Source organism: Nitrospirillum amazonense (assembly GCF_007828045.1).
GTDB lineage: Bacteria > Pseudomonadota > Alphaproteobacteria > Azospirillales > Azospirillaceae > Nitrospirillum > Nitrospirillum amazonense_C.
The window spans coordinates 30,789-51,485 of the sequence record NZ_VITN01000032.1 but is presented as its reverse complement, the minus strand read 5'-3'; the positions used below and the strand labels follow the sequence as shown (position 1 = coordinate 51,485).

The 20,697-nt window shown below is 67.2% G+C and carries 15 protein-coding genes and 1 pseudogene; 7 read left to right on the top strand and 9 right to left on the bottom strand.

Annotated features, from left to right (window positions below; all coding sequences use genetic code 11):
• Window positions 1-92: 92 nt before the first annotated feature.
• From FBZ89_RS28350 to FBZ89_RS28340, 3 genes are all read right to left on the bottom strand, one after another.
• Window positions 93-845 carry a hypothetical protein gene (locus tag FBZ89_RS28350; protein WP_145754225.1) on the bottom strand — a complete coding sequence of 251 codons (753 nt, stop codon included), beginning with the start codon at window positions 843-845 and terminating at the stop codon, window positions 93-95.
• 126 nt (window positions 846-971) lie between these two features.
• Window positions 972-1,625 carry an MlaC/ttg2D family ABC transporter substrate-binding protein gene (locus FBZ89_RS28345; RefSeq protein ID WP_211115391.1) on the bottom strand — a complete coding sequence of 218 codons (654 nt, stop codon included), beginning with the start codon at window positions 1,623-1,625 and terminating at the stop codon, window positions 972-974.
• A gap of 136 nt (window positions 1,626-1,761) precedes the next feature.
• Complete coding sequence (locus FBZ89_RS28340) at window positions 1,762-2,568, bottom strand: MlaA family lipoprotein (RefSeq protein WP_246172826.1); 807 nt, start codon at window positions 2,566-2,568, stop codon at window positions 1,762-1,764.
• A 366-nt stretch (window positions 2,569-2,934) separates the two neighbouring features.
• Here FBZ89_RS28340 and FBZ89_RS28335 point away from each other — a divergent pair, with 366 nt between their 5' ends.
• The 3 genes from FBZ89_RS28335 to FBZ89_RS31080 all read left to right on the top strand — a co-directional run bounded on the left by FBZ89_RS28335 (window position 2,935) and on the right by FBZ89_RS31080 (window position 5,659).
• The gene (locus FBZ89_RS28335; protein ID WP_145754224.1) at window positions 2,935-3,864 is read left to right on the top strand and encodes an ArsR/SmtB family transcription factor; all 930 of its coding nucleotides are present in this window, start codon (window positions 2,935-2,937) and stop codon (window positions 3,862-3,864) included.
• Window positions 3,865-3,890: 26 nt separating this feature from the next.
• Window positions 3,891-4,838, top strand: a complete 948-nt coding sequence (gene metF, locus FBZ89_RS28330; RefSeq protein WP_145754222.1) for a methylenetetrahydrofolate reductase — start codon at window positions 3,891-3,893, stop codon at window positions 4,836-4,838.
• A 128-nt stretch (window positions 4,839-4,966) separates the two neighbouring features.
• Window positions 4,967-5,659 carry a beta/gamma crystallin-related protein gene (locus tag FBZ89_RS31080; protein ID WP_186457635.1) on the top strand — a complete coding sequence of 231 codons (693 nt, stop codon included), beginning with the start codon at window positions 4,967-4,969 and terminating at the stop codon, window positions 5,657-5,659.
• Between the two features lie 154 nt (window positions 5,660-5,813).
• Here FBZ89_RS31080 and metH read toward each other — a convergent pair.
• A pseudogene (metH, locus tag FBZ89_RS28320) lies at window positions 5,814-8,528 on the bottom strand (methionine synthase); the annotation flags it as partial.
• Window positions 8,529-8,547: 19 nt separating this feature from the next.
• Complete coding sequence (locus FBZ89_RS31270; protein WP_145754219.1) at window positions 8,548-9,621, bottom strand: homocysteine S-methyltransferase family protein; 1,074 nt, start codon at window positions 9,619-9,621, stop codon at window positions 8,548-8,550.
• A 213-nt stretch (window positions 9,622-9,834) separates the two neighbouring features.
• On the opposite strand from FBZ89_RS31270, the gene FBZ89_RS28310 reads away from it, so the two are divergent.
• On the top strand, window positions 9,835-11,064 hold the full coding sequence (locus tag FBZ89_RS28310) for a BaiN/RdsA family NAD(P)/FAD-dependent oxidoreductase (protein WP_281292054.1): 1,230 nt from the start codon (window positions 9,835-9,837) through the stop codon (window positions 11,062-11,064).
• A gap of 132 nt (window positions 11,065-11,196) precedes the next feature.
• Window positions 11,197-11,931, top strand: a complete 735-nt coding sequence (locus FBZ89_RS28305; RefSeq protein WP_145754216.1) for a hypothetical protein — start codon at window positions 11,197-11,199, stop codon at window positions 11,929-11,931.
• Between the two features lie 294 nt (window positions 11,932-12,225).
• Here FBZ89_RS28305 and FBZ89_RS28300 read toward each other — a convergent pair whose 3' ends face one another.
• The 3 genes from FBZ89_RS28300 to FBZ89_RS28290 all read right to left on the bottom strand — a co-directional run bounded on the left by FBZ89_RS28300 (window position 12,226) and on the right by FBZ89_RS28290 (window position 15,770).
• Window positions 12,226-12,498, bottom strand: a complete 273-nt coding sequence (locus FBZ89_RS28300) for an Lrp/AsnC ligand binding domain-containing protein (RefSeq protein WP_145754215.1) — start codon at window positions 12,496-12,498, stop codon at window positions 12,226-12,228.
• 14 nt (window positions 12,499-12,512) lie between these two features.
• Window positions 12,513-15,116 carry a TonB-dependent receptor gene (locus FBZ89_RS28295; protein ID WP_145754213.1) on the bottom strand — a complete coding sequence of 868 codons (2,604 nt, stop codon included), beginning with the start codon at window positions 15,114-15,116 and terminating at the stop codon, window positions 12,513-12,515.
• A 168-nt stretch (window positions 15,117-15,284) separates the two neighbouring features.
• Entirely contained in the window at window positions 15,285-15,770 is a 486-nt protein-coding gene (locus FBZ89_RS28290) for an Lrp/AsnC ligand binding domain-containing protein (RefSeq protein ID WP_145754212.1), read from the bottom strand.
• A gap of 129 nt (window positions 15,771-15,899) precedes the next feature.
• Here FBZ89_RS28290 and putA point away from each other — a divergent pair, with 129 nt between their 5' ends.
• The gene (gene putA / locus FBZ89_RS28285; protein WP_145754210.1) at window positions 15,900-19,070 is read left to right on the top strand and encodes a bifunctional proline dehydrogenase/L-glutamate gamma-semialdehyde dehydrogenase PutA; all 3,171 of its coding nucleotides are present in this window, start codon (window positions 15,900-15,902) and stop codon (window positions 19,068-19,070) included.
• A 382-nt stretch (window positions 19,071-19,452) separates the two neighbouring features.
• Window positions 19,453-20,082: a response regulator transcription factor gene (locus FBZ89_RS28280; protein ID WP_246172824.1), complete on the top strand. Its 630-nt coding sequence runs from the start codon at window positions 19,453-19,455 to the stop codon at window positions 20,080-20,082.
• A 76-nt stretch (window positions 20,083-20,158) separates the two neighbouring features.
• Here the strand turns inward: FBZ89_RS28280 and FBZ89_RS31075 are convergent, their stop codons facing one another.
• A complete protein-coding gene (locus tag FBZ89_RS31075; protein WP_186457634.1) occupies window positions 20,159-20,551 on the bottom strand; it encodes an Hpt domain-containing protein in 393 nt (130 codons plus the stop codon).
• Between the last annotated feature and the right edge of the window lie 146 nt (window positions 20,552-20,697).

Below are 20,697 nucleotides of genomic sequence, written 5' to 3'. Positions count from 1 at the left end.
ACATCCGTCGACATGACTTCCATGGCGAATGGAACTACACCATTTCGCCAAACACACCGACCAGATTGAAGCGATAATTTATCAACAGACCCTTAAGGCGGAGGGGGCGCCAGCAACAGGTGGGCCGCCACGGTGGTCTCGAAGCTTTTCTCGCGGGTGATTTCACCGGCGGGCGCCACGGTCCATGGCCAGGTGGCCAAGGGCTCCCCCGGCAGTCTTAGGCCGAACAAGGGGTCCTCGACCCTTTGGATGCGGCCTTGGCCGTCCAGCCAACGCCGCTCCACATCCGCCAGGATAAGGCACGGGGCGGCCAAGCGCGCGACATGGCCCAGGTGCGCCCGCACGATGTCCGCCGCCAGGGCATCGGCCGCTGTCTCCCCTTCCTGCACCGCCACCAGGCCGTGCGCCGCCAGCGGCAACTGCGAGGCCAGGTTCAGGGAAAGAACCAGGTCCGGCGCGGTATTGGCGTACGCGTTGCAGTACGGCTTCAACGGCCGGCCGGCGACGATGTCGGCCACCGTCCCCGTCAGGTCCACCAGGTCCAGCGTGATTTTGGCATCGCGCCAGGCACGCCATCGAGCTTCCGGCCCGTGGGCGATGTCGGCCAGGACGATGCGGCCGAAGCGGGGCGCCAGGGTGTCCAGCGGCAGGTCCAGCAGCGGCCCGGACCCCAGCACCAGCAGGGTGCCGCCTCGGCCGAAGCGCTGCGCCGCCTGTGACACCATGCGGCGGCTGTTGGCCAGATGGGATGCCCACGCGGCGCGCTGGCGCCGGGCCCGCGCCGTGATGGCGGCGGACTCGTGATGGTAGCCCAGCCGCCGGGCGGCGGGCGGGCAGAGCGTCATCCGGCTGGCGATCCATTCCCTAAGCATGGCGGGAGGCTACGGCGCCCAGCGTCAAAAGAAAATGGCGCCCCGGGGTCGTTGCCTCGGGACGCCATTCCAACTGCCAATTCTCTCGGATGCCGGCCTTTACTGGGCCACGCCGGCGTTGGCCTTCTGGATCCGGTCGCGCAGGGCTTCCAGCAGGGCGTTGAAGTCGCCGCCATGGCTTTCGATCACCGACGCGAACTCCGACCGTTGGGTCAGGCTCATGCTGACGTTTTCCACCACCACGTCGATGATGCGGAAGCTGCCGTCCTTGGACCGCAGGCGCCAATCGACGTTCACCGCCGGTCCGTTGGAGCGGACCACCTGGCTGTTGACGATGGCATCCTTGTCGCCGTCCGGCTGCGCGGCGCCGACCTTGAAGGTCTCGCCCGCGTACTGGCTGAAGCGTTCGGAATAGACCGAAACGATCATGGTCTGGAACAGCTTCATGTATTCCTGGCGCTGGGCGTCATTGGCGACGTTCCAGTAGCGGCCCAGGACGAAGCGGCCGATGGTCTGCAGGTCGAAGTTCTGCTGCAGCAGCTGGTTGAAGGTGGACTGAATCTCCGCCTTCGAGGCACCAGGCTTGGACAGGACGCCAATGGCCTTGTCGCCCAGGCCTTGGACGAACTTCACGGCGGCACCGGTATCCGCGGCGGCCTGGGCGGGGGTGGCGAACGGCAAGCCCAGGGACAGGGCAAGGCCCATCGTGGCGGTGCCGAGCAAAAGGGTGCGGCGCGTCAGCATGTTGGTCATGGCCTTGTTAATCTCTTCGTGTGTCAGGACAGTCTGTCGGGGACGGGGCGGATGCAGTGATGGGGGTCACGGCGGGCCAGTACAGTTTCAACGCCGGACCGGTGCCGGTGATCCCCCTGAGCCCGGCGCCTTTCTATTACGGGTCAGGGTTCTGGGAGTAGTCGGGAATGCTGGGGTATTGGCGCGGATCTGCCTTGCCGTTCAAGACATAGCCATCACGCTGCTGCCGGTAGGCGGCGCGCATGGCGGCGTAGTAGTCGACGCTGTTCTTGCGCAAATCGTCCAGCGCCTCGAAATAGGTTGAACGCACGTCCAGCACCGTCAAGCCCACGCGGGTATAGTTGGCCCAGTCGTTGTCGGTGTTGGTGGACACGCGGGTGACCGGGTCACCCCAGGATTCCAGGCCGAAGCCCACGGCGTCGCGGACGGAGGATGCGCCCAGGAAGGGCAACACCAGATAGGGCCCCTCGTCTATGCCCCAGACGGCGAAGGTCTGGCTCAGGCTTTCGTAATGATAGGGGATGCCGTTGGCCGCGGCCACGTCCACCAGGCCGCCGATGCCCACTGTGGAGTTGATGACGAAGCGTTCCACGGTCACGCCGGCGCCATCCCAGTCGCCCTGCAGCAGGTTGTTGGCCAGGGTGAGGGGGGAGCGCACGTTGTTCAGCACGTTGGACACGGCGTCGCGCAGCGCCGGCGGGATGGCCCAGCGATAGGCCTGGGCCACGGGGCGCAGCACGGCCTGGTCCACCTGGTCGTTGAACCAGAAGACGCCGCGGTTCACGTCCTCCAGCGGGTCGTTGGCATCGGGCCCGGCGAGGGCCGGGCGCATGGTCGTGCCATCGGGATTGGTGGCGCAGGCTGAGACGCCCAGCAACATGCCCACCGCAAGTAACGCGGGGGCCAATCGCCGCCCCCGATGCGCCAGGAGCCATGCCGGCATGAAAGAAACCAGGGGCCCGCCCTGCGGGATCGGCGACATCAGGCGCATGCGTCAACCCACGGTTAAATTGGTTATTGATGAATGATTGGCATACTTTGTGGCCAAATCCAGGCACCACTATGAGGTGGGCCAAGGTGGGGCCATTTTCTATCTGACCTTCGATATAGGGGTCGGCCATCGGACGAGTGGGTGCGGCACACCCGCGCCCCCGTGGCTGGTGATGGGACGTAGGCCATTATACCGCCTTGCCCGTCGCCGGGTGGCGCGTTTGCCGTCTCGTATTGTTGTCATTATTCGCTCGCATAAAGACATCTTTATATGTACAAATGATCCCAGAGACTGCGGTGGCATTGGGATTCTTGGACCATGGACTTTTTGCTTGGGGCCCTGAAGGCGGCGGCTGAGCCGACGCGCCTGCGTCTGCTGGCCCTGTGCGCCCATGGCGAACTGACGGTCAGCGAGCTGACGCAGATCCTGGGCCAGAGCCAGCCGCGCGTGTCGCGGCATCTGAAGCTGCTGTGCGACGCCGGGCTGCTGGACCGTTTCCGCGAAGGCATCTGGGCCTACTATCGTTTGGCGGAGCGGGGGGCGGTGGCGGAACTGGCGCGCACCCTGGTGGACGCCATTCCAGCGGACGACCCCGGCCTGGCCTTGGACCTGGAACGGCTGGACCAGATCAAGCGCGCGCGGCAGGAGACGGCGGCCCAGTATTTCCGCGACAACGCCGCCCGCTGGCATGAGGTGCGCAGCCTGCACGTGCCCGAGCGCGAGGTGGAACAGGCGCTGCTGGCCCTGGTGCCGGGCGGTGGCATCGGCGACCTGCTGGACATCGGCACCGGCACCGGCCGCATGCTGGAGCTGTTCGCCCCCCATGTCACCCGTGCCCTGGGCATCGACGCCTCGCGCGAGATGCTGGCGGTGGCGCGGGCCAATCTGGAAAAGGCGGGCCTGCGCCACGTGCAGGTGCGGCTGGCCGACATGTACCAGGTGCCCGTCCCCAGCGGCAGCCAGGACATGGTGATCGTCCACCAGGTGCTGCACTACGCCGAGGATCCGCAGGAGGTACTGGTGGAGGCCGCGCGCGTGCTGCGTCCCGGCGGCCGTGTGGTGGTGGTCGATTTCGCCAGCCATGCCCTGGAAAACCTGCGGACCGACCATGCCCACCGCCGCCTGGGCTTCACGGATATCGAAATGGCGCAATGGTTCGGCCATGCCGGCCTGACGCCGGTCCAACCCGTGCACCTGCCTGGCACCCCCTTGACCGTGACCCTCTGGTCCGGCCAGCGGCCCGCCTGATCGCCCCGAACACGCCGAGACTTGCCATGACCATCGTGACTGAGACCGCCGCCGACAGCCCCTTGGGGGGTGGTGAGCCGCTGGTGACCGTGCCGCGGGACCTGCGCGTCAGCTTTGAATTCTTCCCGCCCAAGACGGAAAAGATGGAGCAGACGCTGTGGCAGGCCATCCGCCGCCTGGCGCCGCTGTCGCCGGCCTTCGTCTCGGTCACCTACGGCGCCGGTGGCTCCACGCGGGAACGCACGCACGCCACCGTCACCGCCATCCAGCGGCAGACCGGCATTCCGGCCGCCGCCCATTTGACCTGCGTCGCGGCAACCAAGGAAGAGATCGACGCCATCGCGCGGGCCTATTGGGACGCCGGCATCCGTCACATCGTGGCGCTGCGCGGTGATCCGCCCCAGGCGGCGGACGGCAGCGGCGGCCTGGGCGGCAGCGGCTACCAGCCCCATCCCGGCGGCTACGCCTACGCCACCGACCTGGTGGCCGGATTGAAGCGGGTGGCGGACTTCGAGATTTCCGTGGCCTGCTTCCCCGAAACCCATCCCGAGGCCGCCAGCGCCGCCGCCGACATCGACAATCTGCGGCGCAAGGTGGATGCCGGCGCCACCCGCGCCATCAGCCAGTTCTTTTTCGACACCGACCGGTTCCTGCGCTTCCGCGACACGGTCGCGGCGGCGGGCATCGACATCCCTATCGTGCCCGGCATCCTGCCCATCACCAACTTCGGCCGCGCGGTGGAACTGGGCGCCAAGTGCAATTGCGCCGTGCCCGCCTGGATGGAGGACCTGTTCGGCGGCCTGGACGCGGAACCGGAAACCCGCCAGCTGGTGGCCGCCACCGTGGCGGTGCAGCAATGCCTGCGGCTGGAGCGGGAAGGGGTGCGCGACTTCCACTTCTACACGCTGAACCGGGCCGACTTGACCGTAGCCATCTGCCATATGCTGGGGGTGCGGGCGCCCAAGGCCCCCTGAGCAGGCCGCCAAACCCGAATGATGTCACCCCCCTGCCATGGGCTCGCCATTCTCGGCGGATTAGGTTACATCCGCCGGGAAGGCATTCTTGCAAACAATGCCCCCAATGGATGACAGGGTGGACCGTCATGACACGTTTGATGCACCGATTGATGGGCGCGGCCGTCCTGGCCGGTACCCTGCTGACCGCCGGCGGCGCGCTGGCGGGTGAGATCACCCTTTTCTCCGAGGCCGGGTTCCGGGGTGAGGCCCTGACCATCCGCGACGGTGTGGAAAACCTGGCGGACATGGGCCGCTGGAACGATAGGGCCAAGTCCATGATCGTGCGTTCGGGCGAGTGGGAGGTGTGCAGGAACGCCGGCTTCCATGACTGCAAGCGCGTGGGCCGCGGCACCCGCATCGCTGACCTGGGCTCCATCGGCCTGTTCGCCAGCATCTCGTCCGCCCGCCAGATCGACGGCCGCTACTACCAGCCGGAGCCGCCGCCCCCGCCGCCGGTCTACAACCCGCCCCCGCCTCCGCCCTCTTACGGCCCGCCGCCCAGCTATGGCGGGGGCATCACCTGGAACAACGGTCCCGGCGCCTATGACCAGCCGCCCCCGCCGCCGCCGCAGGGCGGCATCAACTGGGACGACGATCGCCGCGAGGGTCCGCCGCCCATGGGCGAATGCCGGCATCGCATCTATGACGCCTTCGTCCAGCGCTTCGGGCCGCCCAGCGATTTCGGCTTCCGGGGCGAGGAATGGGAAGGCCGCATCCGCTGGAACGGCGAGCGCTGGCACTACCGCTGCACGCCGGAGCAGATCAACATCTGGCAGTGATGATGGGGGATGGGAATGGCAGGTGTCACGGTCACCGGCTACGACTACCGGCACCGGTTCACCCATCGTTTGGAACAGCAGGGGGCCGGCGACAACTGCGCCTACCGCCAAACCGACATTTGGCCGGAGGACTCGCCGGGCAAGGGGCGCAGCCTCACGCCGCCGCCACGCCATCCGTCGTGGCGGGCTCGTAGTTCAGATTGGGGGCCAGCCAGCGTTCCATGGTGGCCATGTCCATGCCCTTGCGCGCGGTATAGTCCGCCACCTGGTCGCGTTCCACCTTGCCCAGGCCGAAGTACTTGGCGTCCGGATGGGCGAAGTACAGGCCGCTGACGGCGGCGGTGGGGGTCATGGCGTAGCTCTCGGTCAGCGTGATGCCGGTGTTGTTCTCCGCATCCAGCAACTGCCACAGGATGCCCTTCTCCGTATGGTCGGGGCAGGCGGGGTAGCCGGGGGCCGGGCGGATGCCGCGGTACTTCTCCGCGATCAGGTCCTCGTTGCTCAGGCTCTCGCCGGCGGCGTAGCCCCACAGCTCGGTGCGCACGCGCTCATGCATGCGTTCCGACAGGGCCTCGGCCAGGCGGTCGCCCAGGGCCTTCAGCAGGATGGCGCTGTAGTCGTCGTGCGCCGCCTCGAAGGCCTTAGCGCGTTCCTCCAGCCCGATGCCGGCGGTGACGGCGAAGCCGCCGATCCAATCGGCGACACCCGTCTCCTTGGGCGCCACGAAGTCGGCCAGGGCCAGGTGCGGCCGGTCGCGGCCGGCCTCGCGCGCCATCTGCTGGCGCAGGGTGTGCAGCGTGGCCTTGACTGCTGAACGGCTGGCGTCGGCGTAGATCTCGATGTCGTCGCCCACGGTGTTGGCGGGCCACAGGCCGACCACGGCGCGGGCCGTCAGCCACTTCTCACCGACGATCCGCTGCAGCATGGCTTGGGCGTCGGCGTAGAGGTTGCGCGCGGCCTCGCCCACCACGGCATCCTCCAGGATGGCGGGGAAGGTGCCGGCCAGTTCCCAGGCCTGGAAGAAGGGGCGCCAGTCGATGCGCGACACCAGCTCCGCCAGGTCGTAATCCTCGAACACCGTCAGGCCAGGCTTCAGCGGCTGCGGCGCCTCATACGCCGCCCAGTCCAGCCGGGCCCGGTTGGCGCGGGCGTCAGCGATGGGCAGGCGGGCGCGGTTGGCCTGGGCGCGGGCGTGGGCCTCGCGCATGCGGGCGTAATCGCCCTTCACGCCCTGGGCATAGTCGCCCCTGGCCGCCAGGCTGATCAGGTTGCCGGCCACGCCCACCGCGCGGCTGGCGTCGATGACATGGACGACGGGGCCCTGGTAGGCCGGGTCGATCTTCACCGCCGTATGCACCTTGCTGGTGGTGGCGCCGCCGATCAGCAGCGGCAGGTGGAAACCCTCGCGCTGCATCTCCTTGGCCACGAACACCATTTCGTCCAGTGACGGGGTGATCAGGCCGGACAGGCCGATGATGTCGGCCTTCTCCTGCTTGGCTGTCTCCAGGATCTTGGCGCAGGGCACCATGACGCCCAGGTCCACGACCTCGTAATTGTTGCACTGCAGGACGACGCCGACGATGTTCTTGCCGATGTCGTGCACGTCGCCCTTCACCGTGGCCAGCAGCACCTTGCCGTTGCTGCGGTTGGCGGCCCCATCCTTCTCCGCCTCGATGTAGGGCAGCAGGTAGGCCACGGCCTTTTTCATGACGCGGGCCGACTTCACCACCTGGGGCAGGAACATCTTGCCGGCGCCGAACAGGTCGCCCACCACGTTCATGCCGTCCATCAGCGGGCCTTCGATGACCGACAGCGGTCGGTCGGCGGCCTGGCGGGCCTCCTCCACATCCTCGTCGATCCAGTCGGTCAGGCCGTGCACCAGGGCGTGGGTCAGGCGCTGGTTCACCGGCGCCTGGCGCCAGCTGAGGTCCGCCTCCTTCCTGGCGCCGCCGCCCTTGTACTTCTCCGCCACTTCCAGCAGGCGATCGGTGGCGTCCTCGCGGCGGTTGAGGATGACATCCTCAACCCGCTCGCGCAGCTCGGCCGGGATGTCCTCATACACCGGCAGCTCGCCGGCGTTGACGATGCCCATGTCCATGCCGGCGGCGATGGCGTGGTACAGGAACACGGCGTGCATCGCCTGGCGCACCGTCTCGTTGCCGCGGAAGCTGAACGAGACGTTGGACAGGCCGCCGGAGACGTGGGCGCCCGGCAGCTCGGCGCGGATGCGGCGCGTGGCGTTGATGAAGTCGACGGCGTAGTTGTTGTGTTCCTCGATGCCCGTGGCCACCGCGAAGATGTTGGGGTCGAAGATGATGTCTTCCGGCGGGAAGCCGACCTTGTTGACCAGCACGTCATAGCTGCGGCGGCAGATCTCCACCTTGCGCGCCTCGGTGTCGGCCTGGCCCTTCTCGTCGAAGGCCATGACGACCACGGCGGCGCCATAGCGGCGCACCTTCCTGGCCTGGGCGATGAAGGCCTCTTCGCCTTCCTTCAGGCTGATGGAATTGACGATGGCCTTGCCCTGGACATTCTTCAGTCCCGCCTCGATCACGCTCCACTTGGAACTGTCGATCATGACCGGCACGCGGGCGATGTCGGGCTCCGAGGCGATCAGGCGCAGGAAGCGGACCATGGCGGCCTCGCTGTCCAGCATGGCCTCGTCCATGTTCACGTCGATGATCTGGGCGCCGCCCTCCACCTGCTGGCGGGCGACGGCCAGGGCCGCCTCGTAATCGCCGTTCAGGATCAGCTTCTTGAACCTGGCCGATCCGGTGACGTTGGTGCGCTCACCCACATTGATGAAGATGGCGGTGCGGGGCTGGGTCATGGCGGCTGATTCCGGAAGCGAAACGAGGGGCGGGGCGCCTGGGTCTGGGTGGGGCGGGTTAGAATGCCGGCATCTCGAACGGCTCCAGCCCGGCCAGGCGCATGCGCGCCGGGCGGTCGGCGGGCGGGCGCGGGGTGATGCCCTTCACCGCCTCGGCGATGGCGTGGATATGCACGGGGGAGGTGCCGCAGCAGCCGCCGACGATGTTCACCAGGCCGTCGCCGGCCCAGTGGCGCAGCGCGTCGGCCATCTGCTCCGGCGTCTCGTCATAGCCGCCGAACTCATTGGGCAGGCCGGCGTTGGGGTGGGCGCTGACATAGGTGTCGGCGACGCGGCTCAGTTCCTGGACATAGGGGCGCATCAGGTCGGCGCCCAGGGCGCAGTTCAGGCCGATGCTCAGCGGCTTCACATGGCGCAGACTGTTCCAGAAGGCCTCCGTCGTCTGGCCGGACAGGGTGCGGCCGGAGCGGTCGGTGATGGTGCCGGAGATCATGACCGGCAGCTCCAGCCCCTTTTCCTCCAGGACCTCATCCACGGCGAACAAGGCGGCCTTGGCGTTCAGGGTGTCGAAGATGGTCTCAACCAGCAGCATGTCCACGCCGCCGTCGATCAGGCCCTCGGTCTGGGTGCGGTAGGCCAGGCGCAGCTCATCGAAATCGACGTTGCGGAAGCCGGGGTCGGTCACCACCGGGCTGATGGAGGCGGTGCGGTTGGTCGGGCCGATGGCGCCGGCGACATAGCGCGGGCGCGACGGATCAATCTCCTCCAACGCGTCACCGGCGGCGCGGGCCAGGGCGGCGCCCGCCTTGTTGAACTCGTACGCCAGATCCTCCATGCCGTAATCGGCCAGGCTGATGCTGGTGGAATTGAAGGTGTTGGTCTCGACGATGTCGGCGCCGGCGTCGAAATACTGCTGGTGGATTTCGCGCACGATCTTCGGCTGGGTCAGGTTCAGCAGGTCGTTGTTGCCGCGCACGTCGCGGTGCCAGTCCTTGAACCGCTCCCCACGATAGCCGGCCTCATCCAGCTTGTAGCCTTGGATCATGGTGCCCATGGCGCCGTCCAGCACCAGGATGCGCTGCTTCAGCAGGTCCGGCAGGCGGGCCAGGCGTTGGGAACGGGTCAGGGCCATGATCGCGTACTCCGCCGGCATCAGGGGCGCCGGGTATGTTCCAGGTAACAATGTTCGCCACCCTAGTCATCTGGGGGTACAGATGCAAACATAAAGATGTCTTTATGTGATGCATCGGACGCGGACGCCATGTGCTTTTGTGGTGGTGCGGATTGACGGCGGCGGGCGCCCATGCCTAGAAGCGGCCTGGGATTGGAGCGAAGGGGTTCAGCGGTGCCGCAGACGGCGGATCAAGAGGGGCGGCGCCCGGCGGTGGCCGTCATCGGCGCGGGACCCGCCGGCCTGATGGCGGCGGAGGCGCTGGCCGGCAAGGGTGTTGCCGTCAACGTCTATGACGCCATGCCGTCACCGGCGCGCAAGTTCCTGATGGCCGGGCGCGGCGGCCTGAACATCACCCATTCCGAGCCGCTGGACCGTTTCCTCACCCGCTATGGCGAGGCCGCACCCGTGGTGGCGCCGTGGATCAGGCGCTTCACGCCGGATGATCTGCGTGCCTGGGTGCACGGCCTGGGCATCGAAACCTTCGTCGGCAGCAGCGGCCGCGTGTTCCCCGTGGGCCTCAAGGCCTCCCCCCTGCTGCGCGCCTGGCTGCGCCGGCTGGACGGCCTGGGCGTGACGCTCAAGGCCCGCCACCGCTGGACCGGATGGACCGACGACGGCGCGCTGGCCTTCGACACGCCGGACGGGCCCCGGACGGTGCGGGCTGACGCCACCCTGCTGGCCCTGGGCGGCGCCAGTTGGCCGCGCCTGGGCTCCGACGGCGGCTGGGCGGCCTTGCTGGCGGTGAAGGGCATTGACCTCGCCCCCTTCCGCGCCGCCAACGCCGGCTTCGACGTCGCCTGGTCCCCCGCCTTCATCGAGCGCACGGAGGGCCAGCCCCTGAAGCGCATTGCCCTGTCCTTCGCCGGCCAGACCAGCCGGGGGGAGGCGGTGGTGACCCGCACCGGCCTGGAGGGCGGCGCCCTTTACGCCCTGGGCGCGCCCTTGCGTGAGGCCATCGCCCGCGACGGCCAGGCGGTGCTGCACATCGACCTCAAGCCCGACCTGGACGTGGCCACCGCCACGGCGCGCCTGGCCAAGGCGCCGCCGTCGGAAAGCCTGAAGAACCGCCTGCGCAAGGCTTTAGGCCTGGAGGGCGTCCTCCCCGCCCTGCTGCGCGAGGGGGCATCCCCCGCCGACCTCGCCACCCCGGCGGCGCTGGCTTCCCGTCTCAAGGCCCTGCCCATCACCCTGACCGCCATCCGCCCCCTGGACCGCGCCATCTCCACCGCCGGCGGCATCACGCTGACCGAACTGGACGACCATTTGATGCTGCGCCGCCTGCCCGGCGTCTTCGCCGTGGGCGAGATGCTGGACTGGGAGGCGCCCACCGGCGGCTATCTGCTGCAAGCCTGCTTCAGCGGGGCGCAGGTGGCGGCGGAGGGGGTGGCTGATTTCTTGTGACCCGTCGGACTGTCGTCAGTTTTAGTCCCGGCGTTCATGGAATTTATCCGCGTATCTTGGTTATGCTTTTAATCCACAAGGGGAATTCGTACCATCCAGTTCTCTTAATGGGACTTTGACGTGGAGGGGGATGTGAAGAAGGGGCTTCTTGCCGCGGGGGCAATTTGTGCGGTGGCCATCGCGGGCTTTGTGATCTGGGGCATGCGTGGCGGGGGGGCGAGCGGCCCCTTAAATCCCGCTTCCGGGAATAAGGTCTCGCCGGTGGCGGATGCCCCGAAATGGCAGGTGATTGGCGGGCTTGAGGCGGGCGTTCGAAACGTCTTCATTCAGATTTCACCCTCGGCGGCCAAGGATCGATCCGCCTATGATGAAGCTTTAGCCGCCGTCTGTTCGGGTGAGAGTGGCTGCCTTGTCGCCTTTTTCCTGCCTGGGGATAAGGTTCCCCCTAACGAGCCGATGGCAAAATTCATGTCGGAAGGCGGGTGGAGAAACTACCATCCCGTGGCTTACTGGTTTAACAACGCCTTCACCGATTGGGATTGTGAGCGCGCAGGGGACAAAGGCGCGCCGTTGAACGCCATGTGCGGTGCTTTTGTGGAGGACGCTTACTCTGCGATCCTCTCGGTGAGCAGCCGTACCAAGCTTGCCCGGTTCTGCGGGTGGGGAGATAAAGGCGAGGTTGCCTCGGTAAAGGCGTATATTTCAAAAATGAAAGATCCGGCACGTCGGGAGCAATTTTCGAGCAAATTTGACAAGAATTTGTCGGAGACCTACGGTGGTGAGGCAAGTAACTGTGTTGCCCTCCGATCTGATGTAGAGGCGCGATCTGAAGATGCCCTCAAGTTCTTGGCGGAACACCAGATTTGACTTGATCTTGTGGCGTTCTGTGCCGGGCATTTTTCTCGGGCATGCCCTGGGGCGGTTTACATGCCTCGGTCTGCCTCGGTAGCCTTTTGATTCATTGGTATAGTTTCGGAGAGCGAAGCGCGCGTGACCGCGCTTCGCTCTGAGTTTTGTTCTGCGAGCGGATTCACGTTCCAAAGCGATTCCACTTTCCCACAGCCCGGCCAGACGCTCAGCGGCTTGGTCAATATGGCTGTCCTTTGGCCTTCGGCATGTCACCCGGCCCTCAAGGCTGAACGGATACATCGGGTGTTTGCCTCACCGCACCGGCACCGGTATGGCCGCTGTCGACTTCACCTCTTCCATCGCCATATAGGTATGGGTCTGGGCCACGCTGGCGATGCTGGAGAATTTGTCGCCCAGGAAGGCGCGGTAGGCCGCCATGTCGGCCACCCGCACCTTGATCAGATAGTCGAAGCCGCTGGCCACCATGTGGCATTCCTGGACCTCGTCCATGGGGGCGATGGCGTAGGCGAAGATTTTGAAGACATCGGGACCGGCGCGGTCCTGCCGCACTTCGATGAAGGCCATCCTGAGGCGGGGGCCTAGAACTTCGCCCGCACGCCGGCGGTGTAGCGGCGACCGTAGTAGTAGATTTCCCGCGGCTGGGTGGTGGTGTTGCCGTAGTTGTACAGGGCGGCACCGGTCAGGTTGGTCCCTTCCAGGGTCAGTGTGATGTTTTCCGTGATGGCGTAGCTGAGGCTGGCGTCCAGCGTACCGTAGGCATCGACATTGGTGTCCGAGCTGACCTCGTTGCCGAACCCGCTCATGTACGCGCTGCGCCAGGAATAGCTGAGGCGGGCGCCGAAGGGGCCGTAGTCGTAGAAGCCCACCAGGTTGTAGCTGTTGTTCGACAGGCCGGGCAGCTGGTCCTTGACGGTGCGGGTGCCGGTGACGAACAGGGTGGTGACATCGGCGTGGGTGAAGTTCGCCTGCAGGCCCAGGCCGTCGAAGGGCGCGGGCAGGAAGGTCATGACCTGCTGATAGGCCAGCTCGAACCCCCTAACCTCGGCATTGCCGCCGTTGGCCAGGGTGGTGACGCGGATGTCGCCACGGCCGGGGATGTTGATCTCGGTGTTCTTGGCGGTGATGTAGCTGTCCAGCTGCTTATAGAATATGCCCCCGGTCAGCGACGCGTCCTTGCGGAAATACCATTCCAGCGTGGCGTCGTACTGCGTCGCCATGTAGGGCGACAGGTTGGGGTTGCCGCCGCTGCCGGTCGGCGCGTCGTTGGAAATGCTGAGACGCGGCGCAATGTCACCCAGGTTCGGGCGGGTCAGCACCCGGGCCACGCTGAAGCGGGAAACCAAGTCGTCCGTCAGGTCGGCCTTCACGTTCAGGCTGGGCAGCAGGTCGGTGTAGTTCTTCTCATAGCGCACCGGCGTCGCGGTGACGCCGTTGGTGGCATAGCCGCTGGAGACCTGCCGGGTGTCCACCACCCGCACGCCGGCGTTGCCGGTGAGTGGAATGCCGGCCAGTTCGGTCTTCATGTTCAGCCGACCGTAGCCCGCCACGGTCTCTTCCGTCACTTTGAAGCCGTTGGCCAGGTCGGCGGCGGTCAGGGGCGTGTTCAGCAGCGAATTGTCAAAGTAGCTGGCGAAGAAGGCGCGGCCGTTCGGCACCAGCCAGGTGCGCGGGAAGTTGCCGCTGAACCCGCTCATGAAGTCGGAATAGGGGAAGGATTCGAACAGGGATGAGGGGAAGGCCGAGCCGGGAACACCCTTGACCCCGGCCTCGCTCACCAGGTCGCGGCGGAAATAGTCGCGTTCCCGCTCCCGGTATTCCCCACCCAGCACCAGGCTGGACAGGGGGCCGACGTTCAGGTCCCGGGTGAGGTCCAGGCGGCCACCCCAATCGTAATCCTTGCTGTCCTCATCGCGGTATTCCAGGCGACGGCCGACATAGCTGCCGGGGCTGTTCAGGTTCACCGGGGTCACCAGGTCATAGGCGGCCTCATACCCCCGGGTGAAATCCATGGTCAGCGGCAGGTAGGCCTGCAGCCGGCTGCGGTGGATGGGGTCGTCGGTGACGCTGTGCGCCGAGGAATAGGAGAAATCGCCGTCCACGGTCCACGGGCCATCAGTCCATTTCTGGTTCAGGCCGGCGGCGAACAGGTCGTGGCGCTGGCCGGATGTCTCGCGGGACGCCATGGTGAAGACGTTGTTGAAGGTGCCGCGCACCATGGTGCCGTCCGTGACCGTGAAGGTGCCCGCCGCCGGCTTCACCGCGCTGTCGCCCGGATAGAAGTCGATTCCGTATTCGTCGTAATTGTCCTTCAGGCGGGAGAACAGCACATCGACATTGGTTTCCCAATGCTCATTGGGCTGCCACTGCAAGGCCCCGTCCACCGTGTAGCGGCGGCGATCCTCCTGCTCGATGGTGGGGCGGATGCGGGTGGGCGTCCAGGTGTCGCCGCCGAAGTACGGATCCCAGGCCTTGGTGATCTGCCAGCCCGTGCTGTATTCGCGATCCTGCCGCACCGACCGTTCCATGTAGGAGGCGGCGATCAGCACGCCCAGGTCCCGGTTGGCGTTCACCCAAGAGGCGATGCCGGACACGGAGGGGTCGACGCGGTCGCGCAGGTCGGAGTAGCTGCCCTGCGCGTTGACGCTGGCGGTGGTGCCCAGGTCGAAGGGATGGAAGGTCAGGATGTTGATGTTGCCGCCGATGGCGCCCTCGTTCATGTCGGCGGTCGGCGACTTTTGGACGTCGATGCGCGACACCAGTTCGGACGGCAGCACGTCGTAGCGGAACTGCCGGCCGTTCACGCCGCCGTTTTCCACGTTCTCGTTCACCGCGATGCTGCGGCCGTTCAGCTGCGTGGTCTGGAAGTTGGACGCGAAGCCCCGCACGGCGATGTCCAGGCCTTCGCTGCGGCTGCGTGTCATGGTGATGCCGGTGACCAGCTGCAGCGCCTCCGCCACGTTCTGGTTCGGGAACTTGCCGATGTCCTCGGCCGAGACGGAGTCGACCACCTGGTCGGCCTGCCGCTTCACCTCGCTGGCCGTCTGCAGGCTATGGCCATAGCCGGTGACGACCACCTCCTGGATCTGATCCGCCGGCGGCGCGTCGTCCGCGTGGGCAGCAAACGGGGCGAGGCAAAGGATCAGCGGCACGGCGGTGCGGCGCAGCAACATGCTCCGGAACATGGTAGGGTCTATCCTGTGGCGAGGAGGGGCCGATGCGGGCGACCTGATACCAGCCCTCGCCGCAGTTATTATTTAAAGTTGATTAAATAATTGCGACCTTGGCAGTTTTGTCCTGCGAATTGGCAACTATCGCAGCGCCGCTTCCAGGACCGGAGCCCCAGGGCCTGCCTACCGCACCGGCACGGGTATGGCCGCCGTCGACTTCACCTCTTCCATCACCATATAGGTGTGCGTTTGGGCCACCCCCGGGATGCTGGACAGCTTGTCCCCCAGGAAGGCGCGGTAGGCCGCCATGTCGGCCACCCGCACCTTGATCAGATAGTCGAAGCCGCCGGCCACCATATGGCATTCCTGGATCTCGTCCATGGGGGCGATGGCGTCGGCGAAGGTTTTGAAGACGTCGGGGCTGGTGCGGTCCAGCCGCACCTCGATGAAGGCCATCAGGCTGCGGCCCAGCCGTTCCGGGTCCAGCCGCGCCGCGTAGCCCTGGATATAGCCGTCGCGTTCCAGGCGCCGCACCCGCTCCAGACAGGGGGTGGGGGACAGGTTCACGCGGCGGGACAGCTCCACATTCGACAGGCGCCCATCTTCCTGCAGGATGCGCAGGATGTTCAGGTCGATGCGGTCCAACTGGTCGGCGGTTTGGCGGGTCATATTTTCATCGTCCGAAGGGCCCCATGACCGGATGATATACTGAAAAACTCACCAAATTGGCGGGAAATATGCCGGCGATCTCGCCATAATCCGTGACATCAACCGCCCATTCCAGCCCCAGGCAGTGTCATGCACCAGGCGACCGCTTCCTCTCCCGCATCCTCCCCGGCCACGCCTGACCTTGACGGCCCCCGTGCGGCCCTGCGCCGGGCCAAGCATGTGAATGAGGAGACGGCGGTGCGCGCCCTGCTGGCGGCGCACGGCCTGACGGCGGAGGAGCGGCGTGCCATCGACGCCCAGGCGGTGGACGTGGTGAACGCCGCCCGCGCCCGCCGGTCGGAGCTGGGCCCCCTGGACGCCTTCATGCAGGAGTTCGGCCTGTCCAACCAAGAGGGCATCGCCCTCATGTGCATCGCCGAGTGCTTGCTGCGCATCGCCGATCCGGCCACGGCCGACCGGCTGATCGCCGAGAAGATCACGAAGGGCCAGTGGGACCAGCACCTGGGCCAGTCCGACAGCGCCTTCGTCAACGCCGCCGCCTGGGGCCTGATGCTGACCGGCCGGGTGGTGGAGGTCGACACCAAGAAGCAGGGGGACGCTCCGGGCCTGCTGCGCCGCCTGGTGCAGCGCTCGGGCGAGCCCGTCATCCGCGCCGCCATGATGAAGGCCATGCGCGTCATGGGCGAACACTTCGTCATGGGCCGCACCATCGCCGAGGCGGTGGCGGAGGCCAGGAAGGCGAAGCCGGAGGGCACCGTCCATTCCTATGACATGCTGGGCGAGGGCGCGCGCACCTGGGAACAGGCGGACCGCTACCAGGCCTCCTACCTCAACGCCATCGACACGGTGGGCAAGGCGGCGGCGGGCCGCGGCCCCTACGCCGCCCCCGGCGTCTCCATCAAATTGTCGGCCCTGCACCCGCGCTATGTCTTCGCCAAGCGCGCCGACGTCATGGCCCAGCTGCTGCCGCGCGTGAAGGACCTGTCCCTGGCCGCCAAGCGTTGGGACATCAACCTGACCATCGACGCGGAAGAGGCCGACCGCCTGGACATCTCGCTGGACCTGCTGGAGGCGCTGGCGCGCGATGGCGACCTCGCCGGCTGGAACGGCCTGGGCCTGGCCATCCAGGCCTACCAGAAGCGCACCGCCCACCTGGTGGACTGGCTGGCGGCGCTGGCCCGTTCCGCCGGGCGCCGGCTGATGGTGCGCCTGGTGAAGGGCGCCTATTGGGACACGGAGATCAAATTCTCCCAGACCCAGGGCCACACCGACTACCCCGTCTACACCAAGAAGGCGGCGACGGACCTCAGCTACCTGGTGTGCGCGCGGCGGATGCTGGCGGCCAAGGACGCCATCTACCCGCAGTTCGCCACCCACAACGCCTACACCATCGCCGCCATCCTGCACCTGGCCGGCGACAACCGCGACCTGGAGTTCCAGCGCCTGCACGGCATGGGCGACCTGCTGTACGCCGCCGCGCGGGACCGCCTGAAGAACGTGCCGCGCGTGCGTATCTACGCGCCCGTCGGCACGCATGAGGACCTGTTGCCCTATCTCGTCCGCCGTCTCCTGGAGAACGGCGCCAACAGCAATTTCGTCAACGCCTACATGGACCCGGCCATCCCGGTGGGCCAGGTGGTTGCCGACCCGATCGCCCTTTTGGAGGCTTTGCCCGTGCTGCGTCATGCCGGTATCCCGACCCCCGACAAGCTCTATGGTGACGACCGCGCCAACTCCCGCGGTGTCGACCTGACGGACGAGGCCACGGTGCGGACCCTGCGCGCCGGCATCGACGCCGCCCTGGCCCAGGCCTGGACGGCCGGCCCCATTGTCGGCGGCCAGGACCTGGCCGGCCAGAAGGCCCGACCGGTGCTGGACCCGTCCGATCGCACCCGCGCCGTGGGCACCACCGCCGACGCCACGGCCGAGCATATCGACCGCGCCCTGGCGCTGTCCGCCCAGGCCCAGCCGGGCTGGGACGCGCTGGGCGGCGAGGGGCGCGCCCGCATCCTGGACGCCATGGGCGACGCGCTGGAGGCCGACACCCCGGCCCTGCTGGGCATCCTGATCCGCGAGGCCGGCAAGACCTGGGGCGACGCCGTCGCCGAGGTGCGCGAGGCGGTGGACTTCTGCCGCTATTACGCGGACCTTGCCCGCAAGCAGTTCGGCGCGCCCACCCGCCTGCCGGGCCCGACGGGGGAGAGCAACGAGCTGTCGCTGCATGGTCGCGGCACCTTTGTCTGTATCAGCCCGTGGAACTTCCCCCTGGCCATCTTCACCGGCCAGGTGGCGGCGGCGCTGGCCGCCGGCAACGCCGTGGCGGCCAAGCCGGCGGAGCAGACCACCCTGGTCGGCGCCCGCGCCGTGCGCCTGTTCCACCGCGCCGGCGTGCCGGGCGACATCCTGCATCTGCTGCCGGGTGATGGCGAGACGGTGGGGGCGGCCCTGGTGGCCGACGCCCGCATCGGCGGCGTGGCCTTCACCGGCTCCACCGAGACCGCCCGCCTCATCAACCGGGCCTTGGCCGCCCGCGATGGCGCCATCGTCCCCCTGATCGCCGAGACCGGCGGCCAGAACGCCATGATCGTCGACAGCACCGCCCTGCTGGAGCAGGTGGTGGACGACTGCATCACCTCCGCCTTCCAGTCGGCGGGCCAGCGCTGCTCCGCCATGCGCGTCCTGTTCGTGCAGGACGACGTGGCCGACCAGATGGCCCATCTGCTGAAGGGCGCCATGCAGCTGGTCACCCTGGGCGACCCCATGGACCTGGCCACCGACGTCGGCCCCATCATCGACGAGGGCGCCCGCAAGATCCTGGTGGCCCATGCCGAGCGCATGGACCACGAGGCCAAACTGGTCTACGCCTGCCCCACCGGCGCGGATCTCGCCAACGGCACCTTCTTCGGGCCGCGCCTCTATGAGATCGACAGTCTGAAGCGCCTGCCGCGCGAGGTGTTCGGCCCCGTCCTGCACCTGGTGCGCTGGAAGGCCGACAGCCTGGACCAGGTGCTGGCCGACATCAATGCCACCGGCTATGGCCTGACCCTGGGCGTGCACAGCCGTCTGGAAGGCCGGGCGCAGGAGATCTTACGGCGCCTGAACTGCGGCAACACCTACATCAACCGCAACATGGTGGGCGCGGTCGTGGGCGTGCAGCCCTTCGGCGGTCACGGCCTGTCCGGCACGGGTCCCAAGGCCGGCGGCCCGCACTATCTGCTGCGCTTCGCCACCGAGAAGACGCTGACCGTGAACATCACCGCCTTCGGCGGCAACGCTGACCTGCTGGGCCTCGGCGGCTGACCAGCAACGGCGCGTCATACCCCAAGACTCGGGCAAAGACTCGGGCTTGGAACACCTTGGGCGGTAGGGTCCGGACGGGGGCGGGTACATGTGGCGATTGGCCATGGGCGCCCGCCTCGTTCTTTTGGGGGAGCTTTTCGCGATTCCTTCCTGGCCTTTTTCCCTATAGCAAGGCCGCACAGCCCTGGTTCGCCAGGGACTTGCGTTGGCGGCCCGCGAGGGACATTCTGTCGCCAACGTCCGGCGGTGCATTTGGGGCAATGGCCGGCAGGGGGGTTGGAAGAGTCATGACGGAGAGTGTGGAAGCGCCGCTGGTCCTGATCGTTGAGGACGAGCCGGCGACCAGGGCCTTGCTGGGGGATACTTTCATCAGGCCGGGTTCATGATCGCCGAGGCGGCCAACGGCAAGCAGACGCGGGAAGCCATCATCCGGCAACCCCCCGATCTGGTGCTGCTGGACATCGAACTGCCGGACGAGGACGGTTTCTCCATCGCCCGCGACATACGCGAGATTTCCAACGTCGGCATCATCATCGTCACCCGGCGCGCCAATGAGGACGACCGTGTCTTCGGTTTGGAAACCGGTGGCGATGACTATGTGACCAAGCCGCCCAACCCGCGTGAGCTGCTGGCCCGGGCGCGCAACCTGCTGCGCCGGACCCATCCCAGCAAGATGCGCCGGGCCGAGGGCACCGTGCGCCGCTTCGGCGGCTGGACCATCGACCTGGCGCGTCGCCGCCTGATCGACACCCAGGGAGTCGAGGTGCGGGTGACGCGGGGCGAGTTCGAGCTGCTGGCCCTGCTGGTCCGTTCCGGCGGCCGGGTGGTGACGCGCGACCAGCTGATCGACGCCGTCAGCGGCACCGACCGCAATCCCAGCGACCGCACCATCGACGTGCTGGTCAGCCGCCTCCGCCGCAAGATGAACGACGGCGGCGCCCAGCCGCGCCTGATCCTGACGGAAAAGGGCCTGGGCTATCGCCTGGGCGCCGACGTCACCGGCCCGGCGTAACCGCCGCGGCAAAGTCCAAAAACGTCACGGGCCCGGTCCGGCTGGATCGGGCCCGTTTCATTTTAAGGGGTGGGCATCAGCCCTTCAGGCTGGCGCGGAATTCATCCAGCACGGCCAAGTCGCTGCCGACCCGGGCCAGCAGGCGGGTGGCCTCGCGGATGCCTTCGTCGTTGTGGCCCTGGCGCAGCGCATGCTCCGCCTTGCGGGCCTGGGCCGACAGGGCGGCCAGCCCGACGGTCTGCGCGCCGCCGCCCAGGCGGTGGATCAGCTTCCGCAGCAGGGGCAGGTCTTGCGCCTCCAGGGCCGCCCGCACCGCCGCCACGCTGGACGGCGCGTCGTCCAGGTATTTCTCCGCGATCTGGCGCACCAGCTCCGCCCCCAAGTCGTTGATGTGGGCGGTCAGCACGCCACGGTCCAGGGTGGGCGTGTCTTCAAGTGGCCAGCTCTCGGCCTCGGGGTGCACAGTCATCGGCGTTTTCCGTTTGTTGTCTTGGTTCGTTGTCTTGTCTGGCGTCCGGCCGGGGAACGTTATGGTCCCCGACGCCTTTATTTTCACACAATGACGGTTGATTTTGGGGCGGTTGTCGCCGGGCGCCTCCAAAGTCGCCGTCAGAG